Origin of the sequence: Nannocystis pusilla, from assembly GCF_020073745.1 — a bacterium.
In the GTDB taxonomy this organism is placed as follows: Bacteria; Myxococcota_A; Polyangia; order Nannocystales; family Nannocystaceae; genus Nannocystis; species Nannocystis radixulma.
On sequence record NZ_JAIRAU010000036.1, the window covers coordinates 31,726 to 53,292 of the forward strand.

At 73.8% G+C, this 21,567-nt stretch carries 15 protein-coding genes and 1 pseudogene; 3 read left to right on the plus strand and 13 right to left on the minus strand.

What is annotated here, in order from left to right; genetic code table 11:
• The first annotated feature begins 290 nt into the window (after positions 1-290).
• Positions 291-1,436, plus strand: a complete 1,146-nt coding sequence (locus K7C98_RS26875; protein WP_224194638.1) for a hypothetical protein — start codon at positions 291-293, stop codon at positions 1,434-1,436.
• A gap of 18 nt (positions 1,437-1,454) precedes the next feature.
• Here K7C98_RS26875 and K7C98_RS26880 read toward each other — a convergent pair whose 3' ends face one another.
• The 3 genes from K7C98_RS26880 to K7C98_RS26890 are packed head-to-tail and all read right to left on the minus strand — an operon-like array spanning position 1,455 to position 5,074.
• Positions 1,455-2,939: a hypothetical protein gene (locus K7C98_RS26880; protein ID WP_224194639.1), complete on the minus strand. Its 1,485-nt coding sequence runs from the start codon at positions 2,937-2,939 to the stop codon at positions 1,455-1,457.
• Positions 2,940-2,958: 19 nt separating this feature from the next.
• Positions 2,959-3,585, minus strand: a complete 627-nt coding sequence (locus tag K7C98_RS26885; protein WP_224194640.1) for a hypothetical protein — start codon at positions 3,583-3,585, stop codon at positions 2,959-2,961.
• A 13-nt stretch (positions 3,586-3,598) separates the two neighbouring features.
• A complete protein-coding gene (locus K7C98_RS26890; RefSeq protein ID WP_224194641.1) occupies positions 3,599-5,074 on the minus strand; it encodes a DUF1585 domain-containing protein in 1,476 nt (491 codons plus the stop codon).
• A 95-nt stretch (positions 5,075-5,169) separates the two neighbouring features.
• Here K7C98_RS26890 and K7C98_RS26895 point away from each other — a divergent pair, with 95 nt between their 5' ends.
• Positions 5,170-6,111 carry a LysR family transcriptional regulator gene (locus K7C98_RS26895; RefSeq protein ID WP_224194642.1) on the plus strand — a complete coding sequence of 314 codons (942 nt, stop codon included), beginning with the start codon at positions 5,170-5,172 and terminating at the stop codon, positions 6,109-6,111.
• Positions 6,112-6,140: 29 nt separating this feature from the next.
• Here the strand turns inward: K7C98_RS26895 and K7C98_RS26900 are convergent, their stop codons facing one another.
• From K7C98_RS26900 to hflX, 6 genes and pseudogenes are all read right to left on the minus strand, one after another.
• Positions 6,141-6,800 (minus strand): glutathione S-transferase family protein, encoded by a 660-nt coding sequence (locus K7C98_RS26900; protein ID WP_224194643.1) that lies wholly within the window; start codon positions 6,798-6,800, stop codon positions 6,141-6,143.
• A gap of 207 nt (positions 6,801-7,007) precedes the next feature.
• A complete protein-coding gene (locus K7C98_RS26905) occupies positions 7,008-7,751 on the minus strand; it encodes a hypothetical protein (protein ID WP_224194644.1) in 744 nt (247 codons plus the stop codon).
• Positions 7,752-7,836: 85 nt separating this feature from the next.
• Positions 7,837-9,087 (minus strand): cytochrome P450, encoded by a 1,251-nt coding sequence (locus K7C98_RS26910; protein ID WP_224194645.1) that lies wholly within the window; start codon positions 9,085-9,087, stop codon positions 7,837-7,839.
• 129 nt (positions 9,088-9,216) lie between these two features.
• Positions 9,217-9,366 (minus strand): annotated as a pseudogene (locus K7C98_RS45045) (glutathione S-transferase family protein); the annotation flags it as partial.
• An 835-nt stretch (positions 9,367-10,201) separates the two neighbouring features.
• Positions 10,202-11,032, minus strand: coding sequence for an NAD-dependent epimerase/dehydratase family protein (locus K7C98_RS26925; RefSeq protein WP_224194647.1), 831 nt, complete (start codon positions 11,030-11,032; stop codon positions 10,202-10,204).
• A 112-nt stretch (positions 11,033-11,144) separates the two neighbouring features.
• Complete coding sequence (gene hflX, locus K7C98_RS26930) at positions 11,145-13,325, minus strand: GTPase HflX (RefSeq protein WP_224194648.1); 2,181 nt, start codon at positions 13,323-13,325, stop codon at positions 11,145-11,147.
• A gap of 770 nt (positions 13,326-14,095) precedes the next feature.
• Between hflX and K7C98_RS26935 the strand changes: the two genes are divergently transcribed.
• Complete coding sequence (locus K7C98_RS26935) at positions 14,096-14,845, plus strand: hypothetical protein (RefSeq protein WP_224194649.1); 750 nt, start codon at positions 14,096-14,098, stop codon at positions 14,843-14,845.
• Between the two features lie 91 nt (positions 14,846-14,936).
• Here K7C98_RS26935 and K7C98_RS26940 read toward each other — a convergent pair whose 3' ends face one another.
• The 4 genes from K7C98_RS26940 to K7C98_RS26955 are packed head-to-tail and all read right to left on the minus strand — an operon-like array spanning position 14,937 to position 21,434.
• Positions 14,937-17,045, minus strand: a complete 2,109-nt coding sequence (locus K7C98_RS26940) for a S8 family serine peptidase (protein ID WP_224194650.1) — start codon at positions 17,043-17,045, stop codon at positions 14,937-14,939.
• 60 nt (positions 17,046-17,105) lie between these two features.
• A complete protein-coding gene (locus tag K7C98_RS26945) occupies positions 17,106-19,904 on the minus strand; it encodes a CHAT domain-containing protein (RefSeq protein WP_224194651.1) in 2,799 nt (932 codons plus the stop codon).
• Positions 19,905-19,921: 17 nt separating this feature from the next.
• Positions 19,922-20,773 (minus strand): hypothetical protein, encoded by an 852-nt coding sequence (locus K7C98_RS26950; RefSeq protein ID WP_224194652.1) that lies wholly within the window; start codon positions 20,771-20,773, stop codon positions 19,922-19,924.
• Positions 20,774-20,825: 52 nt separating this feature from the next.
• Positions 20,826-21,434, minus strand: a complete 609-nt coding sequence (locus K7C98_RS26955; protein ID WP_224194653.1) for a sigma-70 family RNA polymerase sigma factor — start codon at positions 21,432-21,434, stop codon at positions 20,826-20,828.
• Positions 21,435-21,567: the final 133 nt, after the last annotated feature.

Here is a 21,567-nt window from a genome sequence, read left to right on the forward strand (position 1 = left end):
GATGCTGGAAAAGGGGGGGCGGCTGCATCGACGCCGATTGCGCGTGGCGTGACGGCCGGGTCCTCGATGACGTGCACCGATTGACCTGTGGCGATATCGACATTGCCGGAGCGGAGCGGCGATGCGTCGGGTCCCATGATTCGATACGACGGCGACGAGGCCCGCCGTACCTCATCCGGGATGACCGCGCCGGCCGCTCGGCGCGACCCTGAAGTCGCGCGCGGCTGCGCTGCGAGGGCAGGGATGTCACCGCGCCAAGAACATCCCGCGTCATCGCCTGTCCATCGCGCATGCCTCGTGTCACCTGGTCTCTCGCCGCGCTCTTGCTGGCGTGCATGCCGCCCCGCGGCGCCCCCCGGTCCGCGCAGGAGCCCGCCGCTCCCCCGGCCAGCGCCCCGGACTTCGCCGCGCCCGCCCCGGCGCCCGTCGCCGGCGCGACCTGTGATTACCCGGCCGAGGCCCCGGCGCGCTTCGAGGAGCTGCGAGCCGCCGGGGGTCCCTGCCGCGCCGTCCCGGCCCGAGTGGCTCGCGAACTGCGCGCGGAGATCCGCGAGCGATGGGCGCGCGAGTGGCCGGCGGGTCGGCTCGAGATCCGGGGCGGCTGCGATCGCCTCGGCGCACAGCCGAGCTCCATCGTCATCGAGAGCTGCGAAGGCCACGGCGGCGCGCTGACGCTGGCCCGCTTCGAGCGCGAGGCCAGCGGCGCGTACGACCTCGTCCTGCTCGAGTACGACCACGATGCCCGGGTCGCGGGCAAGGACGAGCAAGACCCGTGGCAGGCCCACTCGTCCGGGCCGCTCGCGGTTCGCCGCGCGCGACTCGATGGCGCCGTCATGGCGCCGCTGCTCGAGCGCTTGCGAGCCGCGGCCCACGTCGAGATCGAGGAGCACGAGCCGCCCCCGCGCAAGGACAACAGCTTCGCCGTCATGGCGAGCGGCTCGTCCCACTACTACCACGCCGCGCTCCGCCTGGCCGACGACCGCGGTCGCGGGGTGCAGCACGTGTTCACCGGCCACGACGGCACGGGCCACGATCAGAAGCTCGGCGTGCCGCTGGCGATCGTCGCCGAGGCCCTGGACACGCTGCTCGCCGATCCCCCCGTGCGCTCGCGCTTGACCGAGCTCGGGGCCGACGACCCCGCCGCGCGCGACCTGTTCGCCCGCGTGTTCTGGGCCGCCCGCGACCGCGGCGACGACGACTGGTACGTCGAGCAGCTGCTCGGCATGACGGCGCTCCTCGGCTCCGCGCAGCACGTGCCGGCGCTCGTCGACCGACTGCGCGCGCGCGGCGAACGTGGCGTCACGCGCACCCACATCGTCGTCGTCAACGCAATCGCCGCGCTCGCCGGCTACGACGTCCGCCACGACGCGGGCGGCGAGCCGAGGCCGCTCGCCAGCGTCGTCGCCGACACCCTCGCCGCCTGCGAGAAGGGCTGACGCAAGCGCGCCTGCGGATCAGGCGAGCAGCGCGGACATGTCGATGCGCTCGGGGAATTCGATGTCGAGCGCCTGGGCGATGGCGGAGTAGATGTGGCCCTCGGAGCACTTCAGGCCCGGGTCGGAGTCACCCGTGCTGCCGTCGAAGCCGTAGGTCTCGCAGGTCGTGGGATCGATGCCGCCGAACACGCGGTTGCCCGCGAGCAGCGGCGAGACGATCAGCGTGCCGTTGTTGAGCGAATGGCCGGTGCCCCACGACTCCGCCCCGGCGGGCCGCGTCTTGTCGCGGCCGAAGTCGGTGGCGACGTAGATCATGGACCGGTCCCACATCTTCCCGAGCGCGGGATCGCCGAGGTAGTCGAGCTGCTGCAGGAGGTCGACCAGCGCGTCGACCGCCTTGAGGACGTGGCCCCACATCAAGTACTGCGCCATGCGGTGGTCGTTGTGCGAGAAGTCGAAGGCGATCGGGGTGGTGATCAGCTTCTCGTTGCCGAAGGTCGGCTCCTGGCGCAGGCCGATGGTGCTGACGCACGAGAGGCCGTAGTAGGCCAGGAGCACCGACAGCGCCGCCTGGGACTCCCAGGGATCGACCAGGAAGTTGGAGAACTTGCTGGCCAGCGTCGGCAGCAGCGGGCTCGACATCACGCCGTACTTGGGGTCGAGGAGCTCGGGCGGCAAGAGGGTCAGCCGATCCATCATCTTGGCCGCCTCGAGGCGCGGCTGCACCTCGCGGCGGTTGGTGAGGAAGCGCTGCCGTCGGGGGCTGTCGGCGAAGGTCTTGCCGAACATCGACGCGTCGTCGAGCTCCTCGCGAACGCCGCGCGCGCGCTCCACCAGCGCGCGGTCGGGGGCCCCGAGCACCCCCTTGACGCCGTCCAGCGCCGCCGCGAAGCCGAGCGGCGAGGCGATGATCTCCGCCTGCGCGAACGCGGGGAGCGAGGGATCGACGCCGGGCTGGATGTACCCGTCGTTGGCCATGTTGCAGTTCGGGATGATCAGATCTTCGCCGTGGCGGAGCGCCATCGCCTCCATGATCGTCCGACCGCGGTTGATCCCGGCGCCGGTCACCGCCCGGTGCTGACCGACGTTATGGTTGACGCTGGTACATTCCTGCGTCAGCACCGTCATCCACCGGTGGTGCTTGGCGAGGAAGCCGTCGAGCGAGAAGCCCAACTCGTAGAGATTCCCCAGCAGTCCGGCCGGTTCGACGTAGCCGGGGCAGCGGATGTTGCTCCCGGTCGGGGTGATGATGTGCGCGTCTTCGTAGACGTTCAGGGTGTCGGCCAGCGCGTCGTCGTCGACCTCGGTGCGGGTCACGGGCAGGAAGCTGTCGACGATGCTCGCCCCGCCCGTGGCGCACAGGACGAACAGCAGCTTGCGGTCCTTGTCGGCGGTGCTGCCCTCGCGCTCCATGGCCCGGCCGATGGCCGAGCCGAGCGCCGTCGTACCCATCGCTCCTGCCATCGCCAGGAGCATCTGTCGTCGCCCGATCTTGGTAGTCATCGCTTTTCGCTCCCGTCGCTCAGAAGAACAAGAACTCGCTCGAGGTGCCGATGGCGAAGCAGGCCAGCACGGCGAATTCGTGGGCCGAGACCGGCTCGCCCGCGTCGTCGACGGTGAGCCCGCCGAGGGTCGTCAGCTCGTGGGCCTCCGGGTCGCGCGACAGCAGGCGGCGATACAGCGCGGTGACCGTGGCCGCGAAGGCCTCGTCCTCGGGGGCCGGCGCCGCCTCGCCGAAGTCGAGCTCGGTGAAGACGACCGGAGCGCCGCCGCGGTCGAGGTCCGCCCGGTTGACGCAGGCGCTCATGACCACGCGATCGAGCACGATCGGCGTCGACACCAGGGTGTCGGGCAGGGGCTCGTAGAGGCCGATGCGCAGCGGATCCGCGGCGCCGAGCGCGATATGGTGGATCTCCCGGGTGCAGGAGCCCCGGCCGAGCTCGTTGCACACGCCGTCCTCGGGGAGCTCGAGCGCACGCATGAGGTCCCGCTGGAGCGCCGCGTTGCGCTTCCATTGCAGCTCGCCGCGCTGGGCGCGTTGCACCTCGTCGGCTCCGGTGTCCTCGGTGCCGCCGGCGTCGCCGTCGCGACAGCCGCTCGCCAGCGCCAGCACCGGCAGGAGGGAACGAAGGAGAATGCGCATGATCATCGTCGTGCTCCTTTCACGGGACCCCGAAGGCGTCGGTGTCGACGAGGCGGTGCAATAGGCGGTTGGCCGAGTAGCCGTCGGCGGGCATCGCGGTCCAGACCGCGTCGAATTCCTCGAGCTCGTCCGGCAGGGGCTCGTGCCCGACGGCGTAGACGAAGAACATGTCGGCGAGGTTGCGCTGGAACTCGCGCGACTGCGCCATCTGCTGGGCGAGCTCGACGAGGTTCTCGACCTTCCGATCGAGCACGACGAACTCCGGCTGCGCCTCGTCCCACCCCGGGATCCGCTCGGTCGGGCGCTCGGGGCGGTATTGCCCGGTGCGACTCAGGTTCTTGAGGTCGATGCCCTCGTAGTAGGCGAACGCGTACGAGAGCGGGTCGAGCGTCGAGTGACACTGCGCGCACGCGGCAGCGTCGACGCCCTTGGCGTCGATGTCGAGCGGCTCGCCCGCGACCGGCCTGATGCCCTGGCTCAGCGACAGGTCGAGCCCGAGGTATTCGCGGTAGGCGTGCCCGGCCGCGACGCGGGGGACCGCCGCGAACATGATGTTGAGCAGCAGGTTCCACTGGGTCGTCAGCATGCCGGCGCGATGCTCCGGCGCGAGCAGCTGGCCGCCGCCGAACCCCATCGGCGGGTTGGGGATCGTGCCGTCGATCCGCTGCCAGTTGCCGGCGTCGTCGCGGCCGATGTGGTATTGCGCGGTGAGCAGCTCGCGGGCGTCGCGGTCGCCGGAGAGGAGGTACTGCCACAGGCGGTAGTCCCACTGGTAATCGGCGAGCGTGATCTTGTAACCGCTGATGAGGACGTCGGTCTCGGCGCCGAGGGCCTTGACCGGGCGGATCTTCGGGTGCGCGAGCGACGTCAGCGCCTCGTCGATCCAGAAGTCGGACTCGAGGCACTCGGCGAGCGCGTCGTGGATCGCCGCGAGCTGGGCCTCGCCGTCGAGCTCGGCGAACGCCCTGGCCTCCTTGTACGAGGGGGAGGCGCCGCAGAACAGCAAGCGCACCCGCTTGTAGGCGTAGCTCGGATCGTACTCGCCGATCGCGTAGCTCGGGTTCTCGGCCCCCTCGGGCGTCGGCCGCGGCATCCACTGTGACAGCGGATCGCCGGGATCGGTGCCGAGCTCGATCTCCTCGCGGTTGCTCAGGCCGTCGCCGTCGCTGTCGTCGTCCTCGATCGACACGAGCGCCGCGGCGATGTTGTCGTCGAACGCGCCGCCGCCCAGCGCGGCGAACACGGCGCCGCCGTACGCGTTCCAGGCCACCGGCTGGGTCGACAGGTGGCACTTGTTGCACGTGACGCTCCGACCCATGCACTCGGGCGCGTCGGCGTAGGTCTCGCAGAAGGCGCGCGGGCCCGTGGGTCTCGCCCAGGCCTCGGTGGTGCCGACGCTGATGCCGGCGAACGCCAGGAGACACCGGGTGTGCCGCGACAGCGAGCGAACGAGGAAGACGGTCGGTGTCAGGTGAGGCGGTCGTTCCGTCGGCATGGCGTCCGAGAGCAGAGTACGCCAGGAGATGAGTAGCGACTACGCGACATCGAAGCGCTTCTGTGGTGCGCCGATGCTCCAGTACAATGACGCGCGTGGACGCCCTGCTCGCGAACTTGCCGACCCTTCTGGTTCTCGCTCGTACCGGCTCGCTGACCGCCGCGGCGGCCGAGCTCGGCGTACCCAGGAGCACGGTGAGCCGCCGCCTGGCTCGACTCGAACACGATTTGGACGTCGTCCTCGCCGAGAGGAATACGCGCACTTTCACGCTCACCGGGGCGGGGCGCCGGCTCGCGGCGGAGGCAGGGGTGTTGCTCGCCAACCTACAGAGCATCTCCGACTCGGTCCGCGCCGACGCGGGTCAAATTCGCGGACGTTTGCGCTTCGCCATGCCGGCCGGCCTCGGCGGTGCGTCCATCGGGCACGTGCTCGGGCGCCTGCAGCGACAATACCCGGCCGTCGAGATCGAGATCGTGGTGACCGAGCGGCGCCCGAATCTCGTCGAGGAACGCTTCGACGCGATCATCACCACCGAGGCGCCTCCCGAGCTGCCGTGGATGCGGCGCAAGCTCGGGGAGGCACACTTCATCGCGGTCGCCAGTCCAGCCTATCTCGCCGGTCGCTCGCCGCTCACGAAGCCGCAAGATCTGGCGGAACACGTGGTGCTCTCCGGCCCACGGGGCGTGGAGGGGCTCACGACCTGGCCGCAGCTCCGCGGCACGTCGCTGCTCGTGCGCCCGTGGTTGGCCACCAACGACCTCCCCCTGTTGCGGCTCTCGGCGCTCGAGGGGCTCGGCGTCGCGCTGTTGCCGATGCACCTGGTGTTCCAGGACCTCGCGGCGAACACTCTGGTGCGGGTGCTGCCGGAAGACATCGGCGCCACGCTCGAGATCATCGCGTTGTTCCTGCCCGAGCGGGCCAGGAGCCCGGTCCTGCGCGCGGTCTTCACCGACATCGCGCGCTACAACGCGGAGCGCAGCACGACCCGTCTCACCGCGCCGCCACGGCGGGGCTCGGCCCGGCGAGAAACGCCGTAGCCCGGTACAGCTCGCGGCTACGCCGGGCGCTAGCGGAGGTCGTCGACGCTCGCGCCGACCCGCTCCGCATAGAGGCCGAGAGTGCGCTGCCAGGCCGGGCGGGCGAAGGTCCGCTCGTAGTAGGCCTTGATCCGCGGATACGGCTCCATCAGGTCGGTCTTGCGGATGCCGCGCAAAACGCAGGCCATCATGATGTCGGCCGCCGTGAATTCATCGCAGGCGATCCACTCGCGGCCTTCGAGGCGGCGCTCGACGTGACCGAGCCAGCGGCCGGCGATCTCGCGCACCCCCGCCTTGACCTTGTGGGCGGCCCCGTCGCGGTCGAAGATCTCGATGAGATCGAGGCACACGAGGGTCGGCTCGACGGTGCTGGCCGCGGCGAAGCACCACTGGACGACGCGGGTGCGGCCCTGGACGTCGCCCGGGATCAGCTTGCCGGCCTTCTCCGCCAGGTAGAGCACCACCGCCGCCGACTCGGCCACGATGAAGCCGTCGTCGTCGATGACCGGCGCCTGACGGAAGGGGCTGATCCGCCCGAAGGCGTCGCCGTCGAGCTCGCCGCCGGTGTGGTCGAGCGCGTGGACTCGATACGGCAGCCCCGTCTCCTCGAGCGCCCACTGAGCCCGGAGGTCCTTCGTCTCGCCGCGCCCCTCGGGAAAGATGCGTCCGAAGCCATAAAGCGTGATCATCTCGTCCTCCGATCGCCGGCCGGGTCCACCGGCCCGCGCCGAAGAGTGCCACAGCGCGGACGGCCTCGTCGCCGGCAGAGCGCGCCGCCCAATCGCCGGGCACCGGCCTCTGCGGATCGCCGGTGCGTCCAGTTCGTCGGATACAGGCGGACGGCTCGTGGTGCAGCAACAGCGACGGCGGCGGGGCCTGCCTCGAGGTACTCGGGGCTACGTCGATTCATCCTCGTCGGCGGGGAGGCCCGCTCGCGTGGTGTCGCGGGCGGCGGCGACGGCGACGATCTCGCCGAACACCCGGCGGAGCACCTCCTCCCGCGCGGTGGCGATGCGCTTCCAGGTCGCGCGGGCCAGGAGCCAGCCGAGGAGCGCACCCCCCAGCGTGAGCGGGCCCATGAGCAGCATGAGCAACGATTTGGCGATCAGCGCCTTGAGCGGGACCATGCTCATGAAGCCGAGGAAGCCGCCGAGAAAGGCGCCGACGCCGACAGTGCCGCGGGCTTCGAAGGGCATGCGCTCCTCGACGCGCAGCGTCGTGCGGCCCTCGAGCGGCACCACCGTGAAGTGGATCCGTCGCCCGCCCTCGCGGGTCGACCAGATCTGCGCCCCGCCCTCGCGCTCGAGCTTGCCGGGCTCGCCGAGGTGGCGGCGCAGCGCCTCGAGCATCCGGGTCAGCGTCGCCTCGTCGATCGTCCCCTCGACGACCTCCTCGAACATCAGGTCGGTCTTGCCGCCGAGGTACCAGACCGGGCGATTGCGCAGGTCCTGCACCGAGAGCTCGGACGCCGCCCGCGCGACGAGGGCCTTCGAGAACCCGAGCTCGCCGACCACCTGCTCGATCTCCGTTCGCGTCATCGCGCGCGCGTCGGCGCGATCGCCCTCATGCGCCTGCAGCTCTGCGACCCGCTTGAGGATCAGCCCGACCTCGCGGTCGTCGTAGCGGCGGTCGTCGGCCACGCCGCACCTTACCACGGCCCTGCGGCGTGCGGCGCGACGGCGGGCTCGCCGGGAGCGCGGGGAGCGAGACCAGCGGGCCGCGCGTTCATGCGTTCGCCCGGCGGGGCGCCGCGTCCCACACCAGCGGCAGGCGCTCGTATCCCCGCAGGATGATGAACGCGCGGCGCTCTGCCGGCCGGGTCGGGTGGAGGCGGACGCCGGGGAGGCGCGCGAGCAGGCGTTCGAACGCGACGCGGCCCTCGAGGCGCGCGAGCGCGTTGCCGACGCAGTAGTGAATGCCCTTCGAGAACGCGAGGTGCGGGGTCGCGGGGCGGCGGCGGATGTCGAACGCGTCGGGGTCGGGGTAGGCCTGCTCGTCGCGGTTCGCCGAGCCGTACAGCAGGAACAGCCGCGCGCCGGCCGGCAGCGCCACGCCCGCGAGCGTGGTATCGACGGTCACGCGGCGAAACAGCCCGCGGACGGGCGCCTCCATGCGCAAGATCTCGTCGACCGCGTCGGGGACGAGCGACGGGTCGGCGCGGAGGGCCGCGAGCTGCTCGGGGTGGGCCATGAGCAGCGTCATGCCGTTGCCGATCATGTCGGTGGTCGTCTCGTGACCCGCGGCGAGCAGGTCGATCGCGTTGCACACCGCCTCCTGCATCGTCAGCGGCGCCGTGCCGCCGATGTCGATCGGCGCGAGCAGGGTCAGCAGGTCGCCGCGCGGCTCGCCGACCCGGGCCTCGATGTGCGCGCCGAAGTAGCGCTGCAGGTCCACGAACTCGCGGGCGCATTCGGCCAGCAGCGCCGGCGGGGCGACGCCTGCGAGCAAGATCTGCTTCGCGTTCGACCCCCGCTTGAGCCGCGGCAGATCGGAGCGCGGGACCCCGAGCAGCTCGCCGATCACCGCGCCGGGCAGCGGGAACGCGAAGCGCTCGATCAGCTCGACCTCGCCGTCGTGTACGAACCCGTCGATCAGCTCGTCGGCGATCGCGCGGACCTTCGGCTCGAGCGCCGCGACGCGCTGCGGCGACAGGGCTTTATTGAAGACGTTGCGCACGCGCGTGTGGTCGGGCGGGTCGCTCTGGACCAGCGACTGGAATTCCAGATAGCCGGTCCGCAGGGTGTCCGTCACCTCGTCCGGGAACACCGCCGAGGACTCGAGCGCGCCGGTCGAGGAGAACCGCTCGGTGTCGCGGGTGACCGCGGCGATGTCGGCGTAGCGGGTCACGACCCACGCGCCCAGGCTCTCGGCGAAGAACACGGGCCGCTCGCGGCGCGCCCGCGCGTACAGGGGGTACGGATCGTCGATCTGATCCGGCGCCATGGGATTGAAGGCGGTGCTGAGCTCCGTGGCCATGACCGCAGACTACCCCCCGGCGATGCATCGAGGGAACGCGCGGACCTGCGCGGTCTGCCGGCGGCGCGGCGCCTGGTGGGCTCGTCCGTGGCGCGGCCGCGCGAGCCGGCCTTCACCGCGTCGCTCGCAGCGGGCCATCAGGTACTCCATGATCGCTAGCGATTCGACCATCGTCACGTCGCCGTCCCGGATGGCCGGGATGAACCCGGCAGGGTTGATGGCGAGAAACTCCGCGGCGTCGTCGACGCCGGCCAGCAGGTCGACAGACCTCAGCTGCGATGCGAGCCTTGTCTCCTACCACGGGTCGAGCGGCACCGCACTGGTCGTCGGGCGCGCTGGGCCGTATCATCGCGCTGCTTTGGCCATCAAGCGCACGGCGATCGTTCTCGGCGGCTCCGGCTCGGTCGGCACCGCACTGCTCCGCGAGTTGTTCCACGACGCCGACTTCGAGGCCGTCGTCACGCTCTCGCGCAGATCGATACCCGAGGCGGTCGCCATGGCCCGCGCCGCCGGTCGCACGCTGGTGGAGAAGCTCGTCCCCGAGATGAAGCCCGAGCCGCTGGCCGCGGCGACGATCGAGGCGTGCCGCGAGCTCGACGGCGACCTGGAGGGCTTCAGCGTGCTGGGCGTCGGCGCCGGCACCGCGAAGCTCACGCTGGAAGAACATCGCGCGGTGGACGTCGCATTGAACGAAGCGTTCGCGCGGGCGCTGCGCGATTCGGGCAAGGTCCGACACCTCGCGTTCATGAGCGCGGTCGGTGCGGACCCGACCGCGAAGGCGACCGGCAGCGGCGCCGCGGGCATGTCGCGGTACAACCGCGTCAAGGGCGAGTCCGAAGCAGCCGTGCGCGCGAGCGGACCGGCGACGGTGAGCGTCTTCCGCCCGGCGATGATCATCGGCTCACAGCACACGCCCTGGCTGCTCGAGAAGACGCTGCCGTTATTTTCATTCATCACACCGGCGAATCTCAAGTCGATCACCGTGGAGCAGATTGCGAAGGCGATGATCGCGAGGGCGAAGAACACCCCGACGACGAGCGCGACCTATCACTATCCCGAGATGATGGCGCTGATCGCGGGCGCCCGGAGGTAGGCCGCGGGCGCCCGGCTCGCGTCACGCGGTGCCGGCAGCGATCGCGTCCTGGAGGCGCGGGTACTGCGGGCGGAAGCCGAGGTCCTCGCGGATCCGGCGGACGTCGAGCACGACGTCGAACGGGCGCGCAGCCTCGGCGGCGGAGCCGTCGGGCGGCGGCGCGCCGACCGACGCGAAGAGCGTCGCCAGGTCGGGCGCCTCGTCGTCGGCGACGTTGTAGATCCGGTGCGACGGCGACGCCGTCTCGAGCACGCGAAAGACCGCCTGCGCGACGTCGGCGTGGTGAGCGATCGACATGCGCTGCGCCGGCGGGAAGCCGCGCATCATCGGGACCGCTTCCTCGATGTGCGGATCGCCGTCGCCGTACACGAATGGCAGGCGGAGCACGCGGACGTCGATGCCGTCGAGCGCGAACAGGGCCCGCTCGGCGGCCAGCTTGCTCACCGGGTACGCCGGTACCGGCGTGCACGGATCGTCCTCGCTTGCGGTGCGCCCGCCAGTCCCGCCGTACACCAACCCGGTGCTCGTGAACACGAAGCGCTTCACCGCGGCGGCGCGCGCCGCGGACGCGAGGTGCTGCGTGCCGCCGTCGTTGACGGCGTGCGCCTGCTCGGGCGTCGCGCCGCGGAAGAACGCCGCGCAGTGGACGACCGCGTCGACGCCGCGCACCGCGGCCGCGAGAGACGCGACGTCGAGCAGGTCGCCGCGCACGAGGTCCACGTCGCGCCCGCGCAGCGCGTCGGCGCGGCCCGGATCGCGCACGAGCGCGCGCACGTGATGACCGCGGTCGGCGAGGCGACGAGCGAGACGGCTTCCGACCTTTCCGGTCGCTCCTGTGACGAGAATCTTCATGGTACGGACCGTAGCGAGCCGCGCGACGGATGGATTGGAAAAACCGGACGGCAGCGCCGCCGACCTGACCTGTCTCGAGCGTCAGGTCGGCGGGCTCGCCCGGCATCCTCGCTCACGCGGCGGTCTCGGCCGTGATCGCCGCGAGTTGTCCGCGCACGTGCTCGAGCACCGCCGCGTTGTCGGTGCGGAGCGCCCACTCCGCGCCGAGCACCGGGAAGGCCGCCCAGCGCTCGGCGGCGTGATCGACGAGGCGCGGCCACGTCGCCCCGCCCGCCCGCGCGAAGCGCTCGACCAGCCGCTCGAGCGCGGGCCGCCCGAAGCACCCGCAGAACATCGCCAGGTCGATCGAGGGGTCGGTCACCCGGGCCTCCGTCCAGTCGAGGATCCCGACCAGCGTCCCGTCTGTCCCGAGGAGCATGTGCCCCGGGTGCAGGTCCCCGTGCACCAGCGCGAGGTGCTGCGGCCACATCGCGTCGTCGGCGAGCCAGCGCTGCCAGCGTCGCCACACCGCCTCCGTGGGCTGCAGCGCCTCGCGGGTCGCGTCCATCGAGCGCGACAGCGCCGCGCGCACCTCCGCGATCGTCGTCGTCGGCACGCCCGCGCGGCTCGCCGCCTCCGGCGCGATCGACTGCAACGCCGCGAGCGCGCGCGCGAACGACTCGAGGAACGCCTCGGAGGGCGCCGCCGGATCGAGGATGTTCCATTGCGGGCCCGCCGGCGTCACCGTCACCGCCGGCGTGCCGGAGATCCGCGGGTAGGCGATCACGTCGGGGGCGTGCACCCGCCAGTCGGGAGCGGCCACCGGCAGGCGCGGGCGCACCAGCCGGAGCACCCGCGCCTCGACGTAGGTCGACGCCGTCACCTCGGGGCGACGCGGCGTCCGCACGATCCATGGCGCCCCCGCCTCGTCGCGCGCGTGCACGACCAGGAAGTCGAGCCCGGTGCGATCGAACTCGGCGTCCTCGGCGTGCAGCTCGAGCCCGTGTCGGCGGACGACCGCGAGCAGCTCCGCCGGGCTCGTGATCGGTCGCACCGTCGACAGCAGGCCGCGCCAGCGCTCGAGCGCCGCCGGCAGCGCGCGCACCCGGAGCAGCGCACCGGCCTCGGTGTACGCCTCGGCGAGCACGCGGGCGTGCGCGCGGATCTCCCCGAGCAGGTGGCCCTCCGCGAAGGGCACCTCGAGCACGTCGTCGACCTGCGACGCGTCGAACGCCTCGATCAGCGCCGCGCGCAGGCGAGCGACGTCCTCCGGCAAGTGCGCGCAGATCTGCAGCGCCGCCGGCAGCTCCTCGGCCAGCGCCTCGCGCGTCGCCGCGTCGACCCGGTCGATCTTGTTGAAGATCACCAGCGAGGGCACCGCGGCCGCGCCGATCGTCGCCAGCGCCTCGCGGGTCACCGCGAGCTGGGTGCGCCACTGCGGATCCGACGCGTCGACGACGACGAGCAGGAGCCCTGCGTCGCGCGCCTCGGCGAGGGTGGCGTGGAACGACGCGACGAGCTCGTGCGGCAATTCGCGGATGAAGCCGACCGTGTCCGACACCAGGATCCGCGGCGCCGTCTCCGGCGAGACCGCCCGCACCGTGGTGTCGAGGGTCGCGAACAGCCGGTCCTCGACCAGCACCTCGCTCCCGGTCAGCGCGCGCATCAGCGACGACTTGCCTGCGTTGGTGTAGCCGACCAGGGCCGCGCGCGGGTGGTCCTTGCGGCGCGCTCGCTGCGTCTCCTCGGAGGCGCGCAGGCCCGCGAGCTCCCGGCGCAGGCCGGCGATCCGTTCGCGGAGCTCCTGCTTCTTCAGGGTGACGTTGCTGTGACCGCGCTCGCCACGGCCGCCGCCGCCGCCCTCGCGCCCGCCGAGCGACCTGTCCTCACGGACACGTGGGAGCGCGTGCGAGAGCGCGGCGATCTCGACCTCGAGCCGCGCGACCCGGGTCCGCGCGTGGCGCTCGAAGATCCGGAGGATCACGCTCGCGCGGTCGATCACCTCGACGCCCGCGAGCGCGTCCTCGAGGGCGCGGAGCTGGGCGGGGCTCAGCGCGTCGTCGACGACGAGGAGGAGCTCGTCCTCCTCGTCGCCGCCGCCGCGGACCTCGGCGACGCGCGCCGCGAGCTCCGCGAGCTTGCCCTCGCCGATCGTCGGATCGGCGGTCCGCTGGCGCTGGAGCACGGTGGCGACGACGCGGATCTCGAGCTGGGCGAGCAGGTTCTCGAGCTCGTCGAGGGCCGCCTGCACGGATGCTTCGCTGTCGCCGGGGAACTGCCGGCCGAGCACGAGGGCCCGCGGCGTGGGACGCACGGTGGACGAATGCCTGGAATGTCTGGTCATACGATGGACTCCTCCGCTCGCGGCCCGTAGGCCCGAGCGAGCTGGGAAGCCCGTGCGCGCGGCTCATGTGCCCCGGCGCGGCGAGACGACGTCTCGACGCGGCGATGCCTTCCGGCGGCATGAGACGCCGCGCCCGGGCATTCCGTGGGACAAAAGGACGGAAATGCGGGCACGGCACCGCAGCACTCGCGCTCACGACCTGCGCGCCGGATCTGCCGGAACACGCGGTCTGCGAGCGGGTACTGCGGAGCTCAGCGCAGGCGGATGAACATTGCCATGTCGCGGACGACAATGCCATCACCGCTCCGGCCGCGCAAGCCCCAATCGTCAGCCGGCTCGCCGCCGAGCTCGGTCGGCCCATGCGACGAGCGCCACGATGCGGTCCGAGGCCGATGAACGAGCCGAAGGTCGATCCGCCGCGCGCCGTCGCGTGGTACGGCCCCTCGCGCGGTCGACTGCACGACGCGTAACCCGCGCGTTCACCCGCGTCGCTCCGTTTACTGCGCCGCCGATGCGCGAGGAGCACTCGGGCGGTGGCGGAGGGATGACGGCCGGCGTGCGCGGACCGTCGGGCGCATCCGTCGTTTCGTTTTAAAAATTTTCGCGGTCGCGTCAGAAGTCGGCGGGTCGATGTCGATGACCGTTGCGCGGCGCGCCGAGCCTCCCGGAGGCGGGCGACGGGGCCGCGTCGTCACTCACCCGAATGTCGCCCGGCCGTCGCCGGGTCACGAGGAATCGTCATGCCGTTCGCTCGACTCCGTATGCTCTCGCTCGTCACGTTCACCCTCGGCGCGGCCGCCTGCGACGCCGCGATCGAGGAGCCCTCGACCGATTTTCGCAAGGTCACGCTCACCGATCGCTGGGGCCTGCACGAGCCGGTGCATTTCCCGGAGGTCAACAGCTGCTACGACTACTTCAACACGCGCTGCTCGGAGCTCACGCCCGACCAGTGCTCCTTGCTCCGCGCCCGCTGGAAATGCACGGAGAGCAAGGTCGGGGTGGTGATCACCGACCGCTTCGCCGAGGCCGAGTTTGAAGAGGCGCGGCAGTGGCAGGTCCACACGGCCGACGGGCCGACGAAGCCGGCCGCGAGCCCGAAGGAGGCCTGCCTGCGCCTCGCGGACAAGGCCGCGCGCGCGAGCTGCCTCGCGCTGCTGCCGGTGCTCGCCGAGGAGCCGGCCGTCCGCGAGCTGGCGCCGCTCGGCGGGCTGACGCCCGTGCTGCCGGTCGAGGCGATCGACGGCGAGACGCTGCCGGTGTTCGAGGGCGATCGGATGATGGCGGCGATCGATCCGCTGGAGTGGGAGGTCCCGGCGCTGTCGCCCGCGGCCCGCGTGCACCTCGGCGCGTCGATCGTCATCGAGGACATCATCATGCTGCTGGTCGCGCCCGGCGGGGTGACGATCGCGTCGACGGCCGAGATGATGCTCGTCGGCGGGCCCACCGACGCGACGGACAAGCTCGACCTCGAGGTCAAGGTCAAGCCGTGAGCCGTCGGTGAGGATGGGCGGCGCGATCGATGCGCCGCCTTTCTCGTGGATGTCTTCAAGGGCATGTCCTCGAAGACATTCATCTGCGAGCTCAGGGCTCGACGGTCACGGCGCTGCGGAGGGAGGCCCGGGCGCCGCTGGCGTCGGTGACGACGAAGGCGAGCACGCCGGCGCGGATCGACTCGGCGGCGAGGAGGGCGGCGAGGGTGACGGGGCCGGTGGGGAGGCTGACGCGGTAGCGCGAGAGGTCGACCTCGGTCCCGGCGGGGCCGACCGACACCTGGGCCAGGCGGGTGGCGACGTAGCTGCCGTCGGCGCGCCTGAACTCGAGGACAGGATTTTGCAAGGTCACGCTCGCGCCGGTGAAGTCGGGGTGGAGCGAGAGGGTCAAGCGGCCCCCGCGGACCGGGCAGACCGGGCACAGGGGCATGTCGGGCTGCGGCCGGACCCACGGCTCGGCCGGCGGAGGCGAGGCGGCGGCCGCGGTCGCCCCGCAGTCGTGGCGCGCGAACGTGCCGGCGCCGCATCGCACCGTCGAGGTCGAGCACGCGAGGGCCTGGGTCGGCCCCACGCTCGCGCTGATGAGCTGCGGAGGCCAGGCGATCGCGGCGGGCATGGTCGGCGGCGCGTACGGGTTGGGGCAGGCGACGCCGGGGTAGCGCAGGGTGCACAGGTGCGCGAACGCGGTGTGGGCCCGCAGCCGGAGCACGCGCTCCTTGGTGGGCGAGGCGGTGAGCTGGCCGCCGGCGTCGAGCACGGCGAGGACCTGATGCGAGGTCAAGGTGCGGTGGTGCGACCAGACCTGGGCGGCGAGCGCCGACAGCGAGGCGGCGGCGATCGAGGTGCCGGTCCAGGCGTCGGTCTGGCGGGTGCCGGCGCCGGCGACGGCCTGCAGCGCCGCGAGCACGCGCGGCGAGCTCCCGCCCGGGCGCGCGACCGGGATCGGGCGATCGGCGGCGTCGACCCCTCCGGCGCCGTAGACGAGCGAGCGCTTCGGGGCGGCGATCGCGGGGTCGCCGGGGCGCCACGGCGGCAGCGCGCCGAACAGCGCCTCGCAGCGGGCGCGATCGGGGGCGGGGTAGCGCTCCCAGCTCGCGGGCGCCATCAGGCCCTGCTGCTCGCAGGCGGCGCCGGTGTTGTTGCCGGCGGCGGCGATCGCAAGTACGTCGAGACATGTCGCATAGACCATGACCGTATGGACAGCCTGCACGGTGGCCGGGACGCCGGCGCTCGCGGTCGCGAGCAGGTCGGTGTGCGCGGCCTCCTGGCCGGGGGCGGTGAGGGCGTCGCCGAACCGCGGGTCCCAGGCGACGCTGAAGTTCAGGATCAGCGGCGAGGTCCGCATGTCGCCCCGACTCCAGCGCACGAGGGCTTCGGCGGTCGCGTGGGCGAGCGAGGCCATGCTGGCGAGTGGGCCGCCGCCGGGCTGCGGCTGGGGCGAGGCCGCGACGTATGGAAAGGCCTGGGCGTGGAACTGCTGGCCGCGGCAGCCGGCCTCGCCGTTGGGGCAGCGCACGGCGGCGATGACCTCGGCCACGGCCAGGCCGTGGCGCTCGCGCGCGGCGGCGCCGGCGTAGTCGATGCGGCCGGCCTCGTCGAAGCCCACGGTGTCGATCACGGCGACCCTGGCGGGACCCTCCTTGTCGGCGTGCATCGAGGGACCGACGGCGCCGCCCGGCGCGGCCCCGGCGGCCTGCAGGAAGACGTTGGCGAGCCGGGTGCGGACGTCGCGGTCGCCGCCGAGGTACGGGGCCTGCGGGACGACGACCTCGCGATCGGCGTCGACGCGCACGACCTTGACGCCGTCGGGCCCCGGGAACGCGGGCGGCGCCGCGGGCGGGCTCTTGCCGCCCCAGGTGTAGAGGCAGAAGCGCTCGAGCGCGGGCGGCAAGACGCCCTTGTCGCCGAGCAAGGCGGCGACGCTGCCGCGACGGAACAGCCGTTCGCCGGTCCACCCGGCGCTGGCGGTCGGGCACGGATCGGCGGGCGTCTTGTCGACGAGGGCGACGTAGCGGCGCCAGACCTGCTTGGCGAGCGGGCCGGTCGAGGTGAGGCTGTCCTTGGGGACATCTGCGGGCAGGGAGGGGCTGTCCTTGGCGACACCTGCGGGCGGCGGCTGGACCTCGGCCCGGGGGCCTGCGGCCTGCGCGGGCGCGGCGGTGACGGCGAGGACGAGGGCGAGGCTCGGAGGAGCGGGCATCGGAGGGGCCGTAGACGTCGAGGCGGTCGGTCCTCACGCGGTCGTGATCGACCGCGGGCGTCAGGGGACGAACACGCGGAAGCGGGACCAGTCGCTCCGCGCGTCGCGGAGCTGCTGCTGGGCGGCGCGGAGGGCCGCGACGGGGTCGTGGCCGTCGGCGATCGCGCGCGTCGCCGCGGGCACGAGCTCGGCCGCGAGGTCGTCGTCGACGCGATCGTCGGCGGCGATCACGGCGTCCGCGCCGGCGAGCAGCAAGGCGTGCGCGAGGCTCATGCCGCCGGCGTGCGAGCGCGGGTCGTGGAGGCCGGTCTCGCAGCCGCTGAGGACCGCGATCGCGGGCGCCGGGGCGGCGAGCAGGTCGCGGGCCGCGAGGCTGCGCTCGCCGCCGAGATCGAGGGCGCTGCCCCAGCCGCCGCCGCGGGCGTGGCCGACGAAGTGCAGCAGGTCGACGCCGGTCAGCGCGGCCGCCAGCGCCGGCTCGTCGCCGCGCAGGCGGACGACGGCGACGGCGCGCTCGCCGAGGAGGGCCCGCACGGCGTCGGCCTCCTCGCGCGCGCGGGCGAGGTTGCTCGGCGGGACGAGCTGGACGGCGCGGGCGAGGGGCCGCGGCGGACCTGGCGTCCGGGACAGGTCGAGGCCGTAGGCGACGGGCCGCGCGGCGACCAGCGGCGCGCCGCGCCAGGGCAGGGCGTGGAACGCCTCGCGGCCGAGCCGCCCGGAGGCGACGATCGTGACCCGCCGCGCGCGCGCGAGGGCAGCGTCGAACGGGCCGAGCAGGGCGGCGCCGCGGTCGAGGGCGGCGTCAGGGTCGGACAGCGCGGCGGCGACGACGCCGTGGCGCTCGACGGCGAAGCCGACGTGGCGTTCGGCGAGCGGGTAGTAGACGAGCAGCAGCTCGCCGGGCGCGGGGTCGCGCAGGCCGGGGCAGGCGGACAGCGGGCGCGACGGGGCTGTCTCTCGGGGCAGGTCGTCGGCGGCAGCGGGCGTGGGGCGGCGGTGGGGAGAGTCCGGCGAGGGAGCTGTCTCTTGCGACAGCTTGTCGGCCGCGCGCGCGCCGGCTTCCGGCTGCACGTCGCCGCGGAGCGCCGCGTCGAGGCCCGCGTCGAGGGCCTGACGCTGCGCTCGCAGGCGCGCGCGCTCGGCCTCGCCGCGGCGGCGGGGCAGCTCCCAGGTGCGCTCGAGGGCCGCGTCGAGCCCGGCCCGCGCGTCGCGGTAGGCCGCCAGCGCGGCGGGGTCGCGGGTGGTCGCGGCGAGGTCGGCGAACGCGTGGGCACGGGCCTGGCGCGCGGCGCAGGCGGCCTCCTCGGCGCGGCCGAGGCGGAGCAGGGTGGCGACCAGGCCCTGCGCGCCGCCGTCGCGGCCGGCGGCGAAGCGCTCGCGCCCGTGCTCGATCGCCAGCGCCCCGACGTCGGCGCGGTGCAGCGACGCGGCCCGGCGGTAGCGCTCGAGCGCCGCCTCGTCGTCGCCGCCGGCCGCGAGGGCGTCGCCGGCGCCGAGCTCCGCGCTCCACTCGAGGCCGCGGTCGTCGTCCTCGCGGGCGCGCGCGGCCAGGGTGGTGAACCCGCGCAGCGCCGCCGCGTGGCGGCCGGCGAGCGCGTCGATCCGCGCGGCGACGTAGAGCCGCCAGCGACCGGTCCGGCGATCGGCGACCTCGACGCGCGCCAGGGCGGCCGCGGCTGCGTCGGCGTCGCGGCGCAGGGTCGCGGCGTAGGCGAGGTTGAGCTGGGCGTCGGCGGCGATGAAGCGGTCCGGTCGCGGGCCCTCGGGGCCGAACAGCGCGGCGGCGGCGGCGAAGCGCGGCTCGGGGTCGGGGGCCTCCTCGCCGCGCGCGCGCGCCTCGAGGGCGGTCCAGGCGGCGTTGTAGAGGAGCAGGGCGCGCTCGCCGGCGGGGACCTGCTCGCCGAGCGCGAGCGCCTCGGCGAACGCGGCCTCGGCCGCGAGCGCGTCGCCGAGGCGGCCGAGCAGGACCCCGAGGGCCGACAGCGCGGCGGCGACGTCGTGCGCCTGTCCGAGCGCCCGCGCGACGCGGGCGTGGGCGCGGTAGCGGCGGATCGCGGCGTTGACGTCACCTGCCCGATCGGCCACGAGGCCGGCGTAGTAGTCGTGGCGCAGGCGCGCCTCGGGCAGGCGGTCGATCAGCGACTCGTGGCGCGCGAGCCAGTCGCGGGCGCCGGCGAGGTCGTGCCGCAGGGTGGCGCACACGAAGGTCGCGGTCAGGGCGACCTCGCCGGCGCGCCCGAGCAGACCCTCGGCGAGGGCGGCCGCGAACGCCTGGTCGTAGCTGCGCAGGGCCGCCGACAGGTCGCCGAGCAGGAACTCGAGGTCGGCGCGGGCCTTGAGGCCCTCGGCCAGGGCGGCGCCGCGGAGCTCGGGGAGGCGGCCGGCGAGCAGCGCGAGCGCCTCGGCGTAGGCGCCGGCCTGCGTCCTCGCGTCGACCTCGACCAGCGCCGCCGGTGGGGGCTCGGTCGGGGCGAGCTGCAGCGACCAGCGCCACGCCGCGTCGGCGGCCGCGAGCGTCAGCAGGCCCGCGCTCGCCGGCACCTCCGCGCGCAGGCCGTCGGCCGCGGGGGTCCACGTCACGGCGAGCGGGCGGTCGTCCTGGCGGACGTCGAGCGCGGCCTCGGCGTGGGTGCCGACCCACAGCCGCAGGGTCGCGCCGGCGCGCAGCCGGCACACCGGGCCGCTCGTCACCGCCTCGCAGCCGGCGTACAGGACCTCCGGCGCGGGCTCGTGCGGCGGGGCCGGGGCGAGCGGCGAGCCCGTCGTCGACGCGGCCTCCGGCGCGGCGCAGGCGCCGGCGAGGGCGACGAGCAGCGTGGCGCTTCGGACATGCCTCGATGAGCATGTCCAAGAGGTCATGCGCCAACGGACATGTCTCATGGGGCAGCTGCGTGCTCGGCCGCCTCGACCTCGACCTCGAGGCGCTCGGGCACCACGATGGCTTCGCGCTCGGCGACCGCCCGCGGCACCGCGGAGGCGCTCGTCGGGGCCGCCCCGGCGGCGCTGACCACGAACGCGAGCTGCCAGCGGCCCGGCTTCAGCGGCAGCACGGCGTCGAGGCGCCCGCGGATCCGCAGGGCGCCGGCCGGCGAGCGCGTGTACACCGGCGTGACCAGCTCCTCCCAGCCGCCGGCCGCGCGGGCGACGACCCGCAGCTCGACCACTCGCGAGACGTCGCGCTCCGGGCTCAGGACCCAGTCGATCTCCGAGTCGAGGCGGTAGCGGTCGACCGCGGCCGCGCCGTCGCTGCTGCGCATGGCCTGCACGGCGGCGTTGCGCACGGTGACGTCGTAGGCGCCGAGGTCGCCGACCGGGGCGGTGGAGCGCCACAGCAGCAGCGCGGCCGCGAGCGCCGCGGCGGCGCCGGCCAGCGCCAGCGCGCGCCCGCGGCCGCGCAGCGGGACGACCTCGGCGACCGCGGGGGCCGCGGCGGGTCCGGACGGCGCCGCGACGGCCGCGCCGGCGGGCGCGACCTCGGTGGGTCGGCCGAGCGCGGCGGCGGCGCGCTCGACCATCGCCGCGACCTGGTCGTCGGACAATGGTCGAGAGAACATGTCCTGAAAGACATGGTGCTCGTCGGCCGGGTCGACGGCGGCGCGCTCGGCCGCGACCGCGGCGGGGTCGGCCGAGCCGGCGACCGCGGCCTCCCAGGCGGCGGGGTGGCGGCGCTCGTAGTCCCGCTCGACCTCGCCGAGGGCGCGCAGCAGCGGATCGAGGGGTTCGGTCATCGCGGCCTCCTCGAGCACCTTACGCGCCGACGCGCGCCGATCCGACGCCCGCTCATGCTTTCTGCTCCTTGGCCGGCCCGGCGGCCAGGCGGCGCGCCAGGTTGCGGGTGCGGGTGTTCCAGGCGTCGACCGCCTCGCGGGTCATCCCGAGCTCGTGCGCGACCTCGGCGATCGGCCGCTGCTGCACGTAGATCTCCTCGAACAGCACCAGGCCGCGCTCGTTGAGGTGGGCCCGCAGCCGCTCGAGCAGCGCGCGCAGCTCCTCGCGCGACTCGAGCAGGCGATCGTCGCGCGAGGTCTCGGGCATCACCGGCTCGAGGTCGTCGTGGGCGGTCGGCTCGTCGCTCCACGGGTTGCCGCGGTGGCCGTGCAGCACCCGCGCGACGCGCTGGCGCGCGATCAGGCGCACGAAGCTCGGCAGCGAGCGGCCGCGCTCGGGGTCCCACTGCCGCAGCAGCCGGCCGCCGTCGGCCAGCAGGTAGAGCAGCACGTCCTGGGCGAAGTCGTCGACGTCCTGCCTCGGGTCGCGCCGCCGCGGCAGCGCCCGGCGGACCAGGGCGACGCCGACCTCGACCCGGATCACCGGCAGCAGCGCGCGCACGAGGGCCGTGAGGGCGGGCCGGTCGCCGTCGAGCGCCTGCTGGACCTGATCGCGGGTCAAGGGCCGCCGGACTTTAACAGAATCGGCGCGCCGCGAACGCGAGAACATGTCCGGAAGGACACGCGCGCAAGCGAGCCGGTGCCGGCGGGTGCAGAGGGCCTGCGCGCGCGTCGCCGCCGCGCGGGAGCACGGC

Bases quoted from the DNA above. Each gene is read 5' to 3' on its own strand.
- K7C98_RS26875 (WP_224194638.1), top strand. From the start codon at position 291: ATGCCTCGTGTCACCTGGTCTCTCGCCGCGCTCTTGCTGGCGTGCATG.
- K7C98_RS26880 (WP_224194639.1), bottom strand. From the start codon at position 2,939: ATGACTACCAAGATCGGGCGACGACAGATGCTCCTGGCGATGGCAGGA.
- K7C98_RS26885 (WP_224194640.1), bottom strand. From the start codon at position 3,585: ATGATCATGCGCATTCTCCTTCGTTCCCTCCTGCCGGTGCTGGCGCTG.
- K7C98_RS26890 (WP_224194641.1), bottom strand. From the start codon at position 5,074: ATGCCGACGGAACGACCGCCTCACCTGACACCGACCGTCTTCCTCGTT.
- K7C98_RS26900 (WP_224194643.1), bottom strand. From the start codon at position 6,800: ATGATCACGCTTTATGGCTTCGGACGCATCTTTCCCGAGGGGCGCGGC.
- K7C98_RS26910 (WP_224194645.1), bottom strand. From the start codon at position 9,087: ATGGCCACGGAGCTCAGCACCGCCTTCAATCCCATGGCGCCGGATCAG.
- K7C98_RS26925 (WP_224194647.1), bottom strand. From the start codon at position 11,032: ATGAAGATTCTCGTCACAGGAGCGACCGGAAAGGTCGGAAGCCGTCTC.
- K7C98_RS26935 (WP_224194649.1), top strand. From the start codon at position 14,096: ATGCCGTTCGCTCGACTCCGTATGCTCTCGCTCGTCACGTTCACCCTC.
- K7C98_RS26940 (WP_224194650.1), bottom strand. From the start codon at position 17,045: ATGCCCGCTCCTCCGAGCCTCGCCCTCGTCCTCGCCGTCACCGCCGCG.
- K7C98_RS26945 (WP_224194651.1), bottom strand. From the start codon at position 19,904: ATGACCTCTTGGACATGCTCATCGAGGCATGTCCGAAGCGCCACGCTG.
- K7C98_RS26950 (WP_224194652.1), bottom strand. From the start codon at position 20,773: ATGACCGAACCCCTCGATCCGCTGCTGCGCGCCCTCGGCGAGGTCGAG.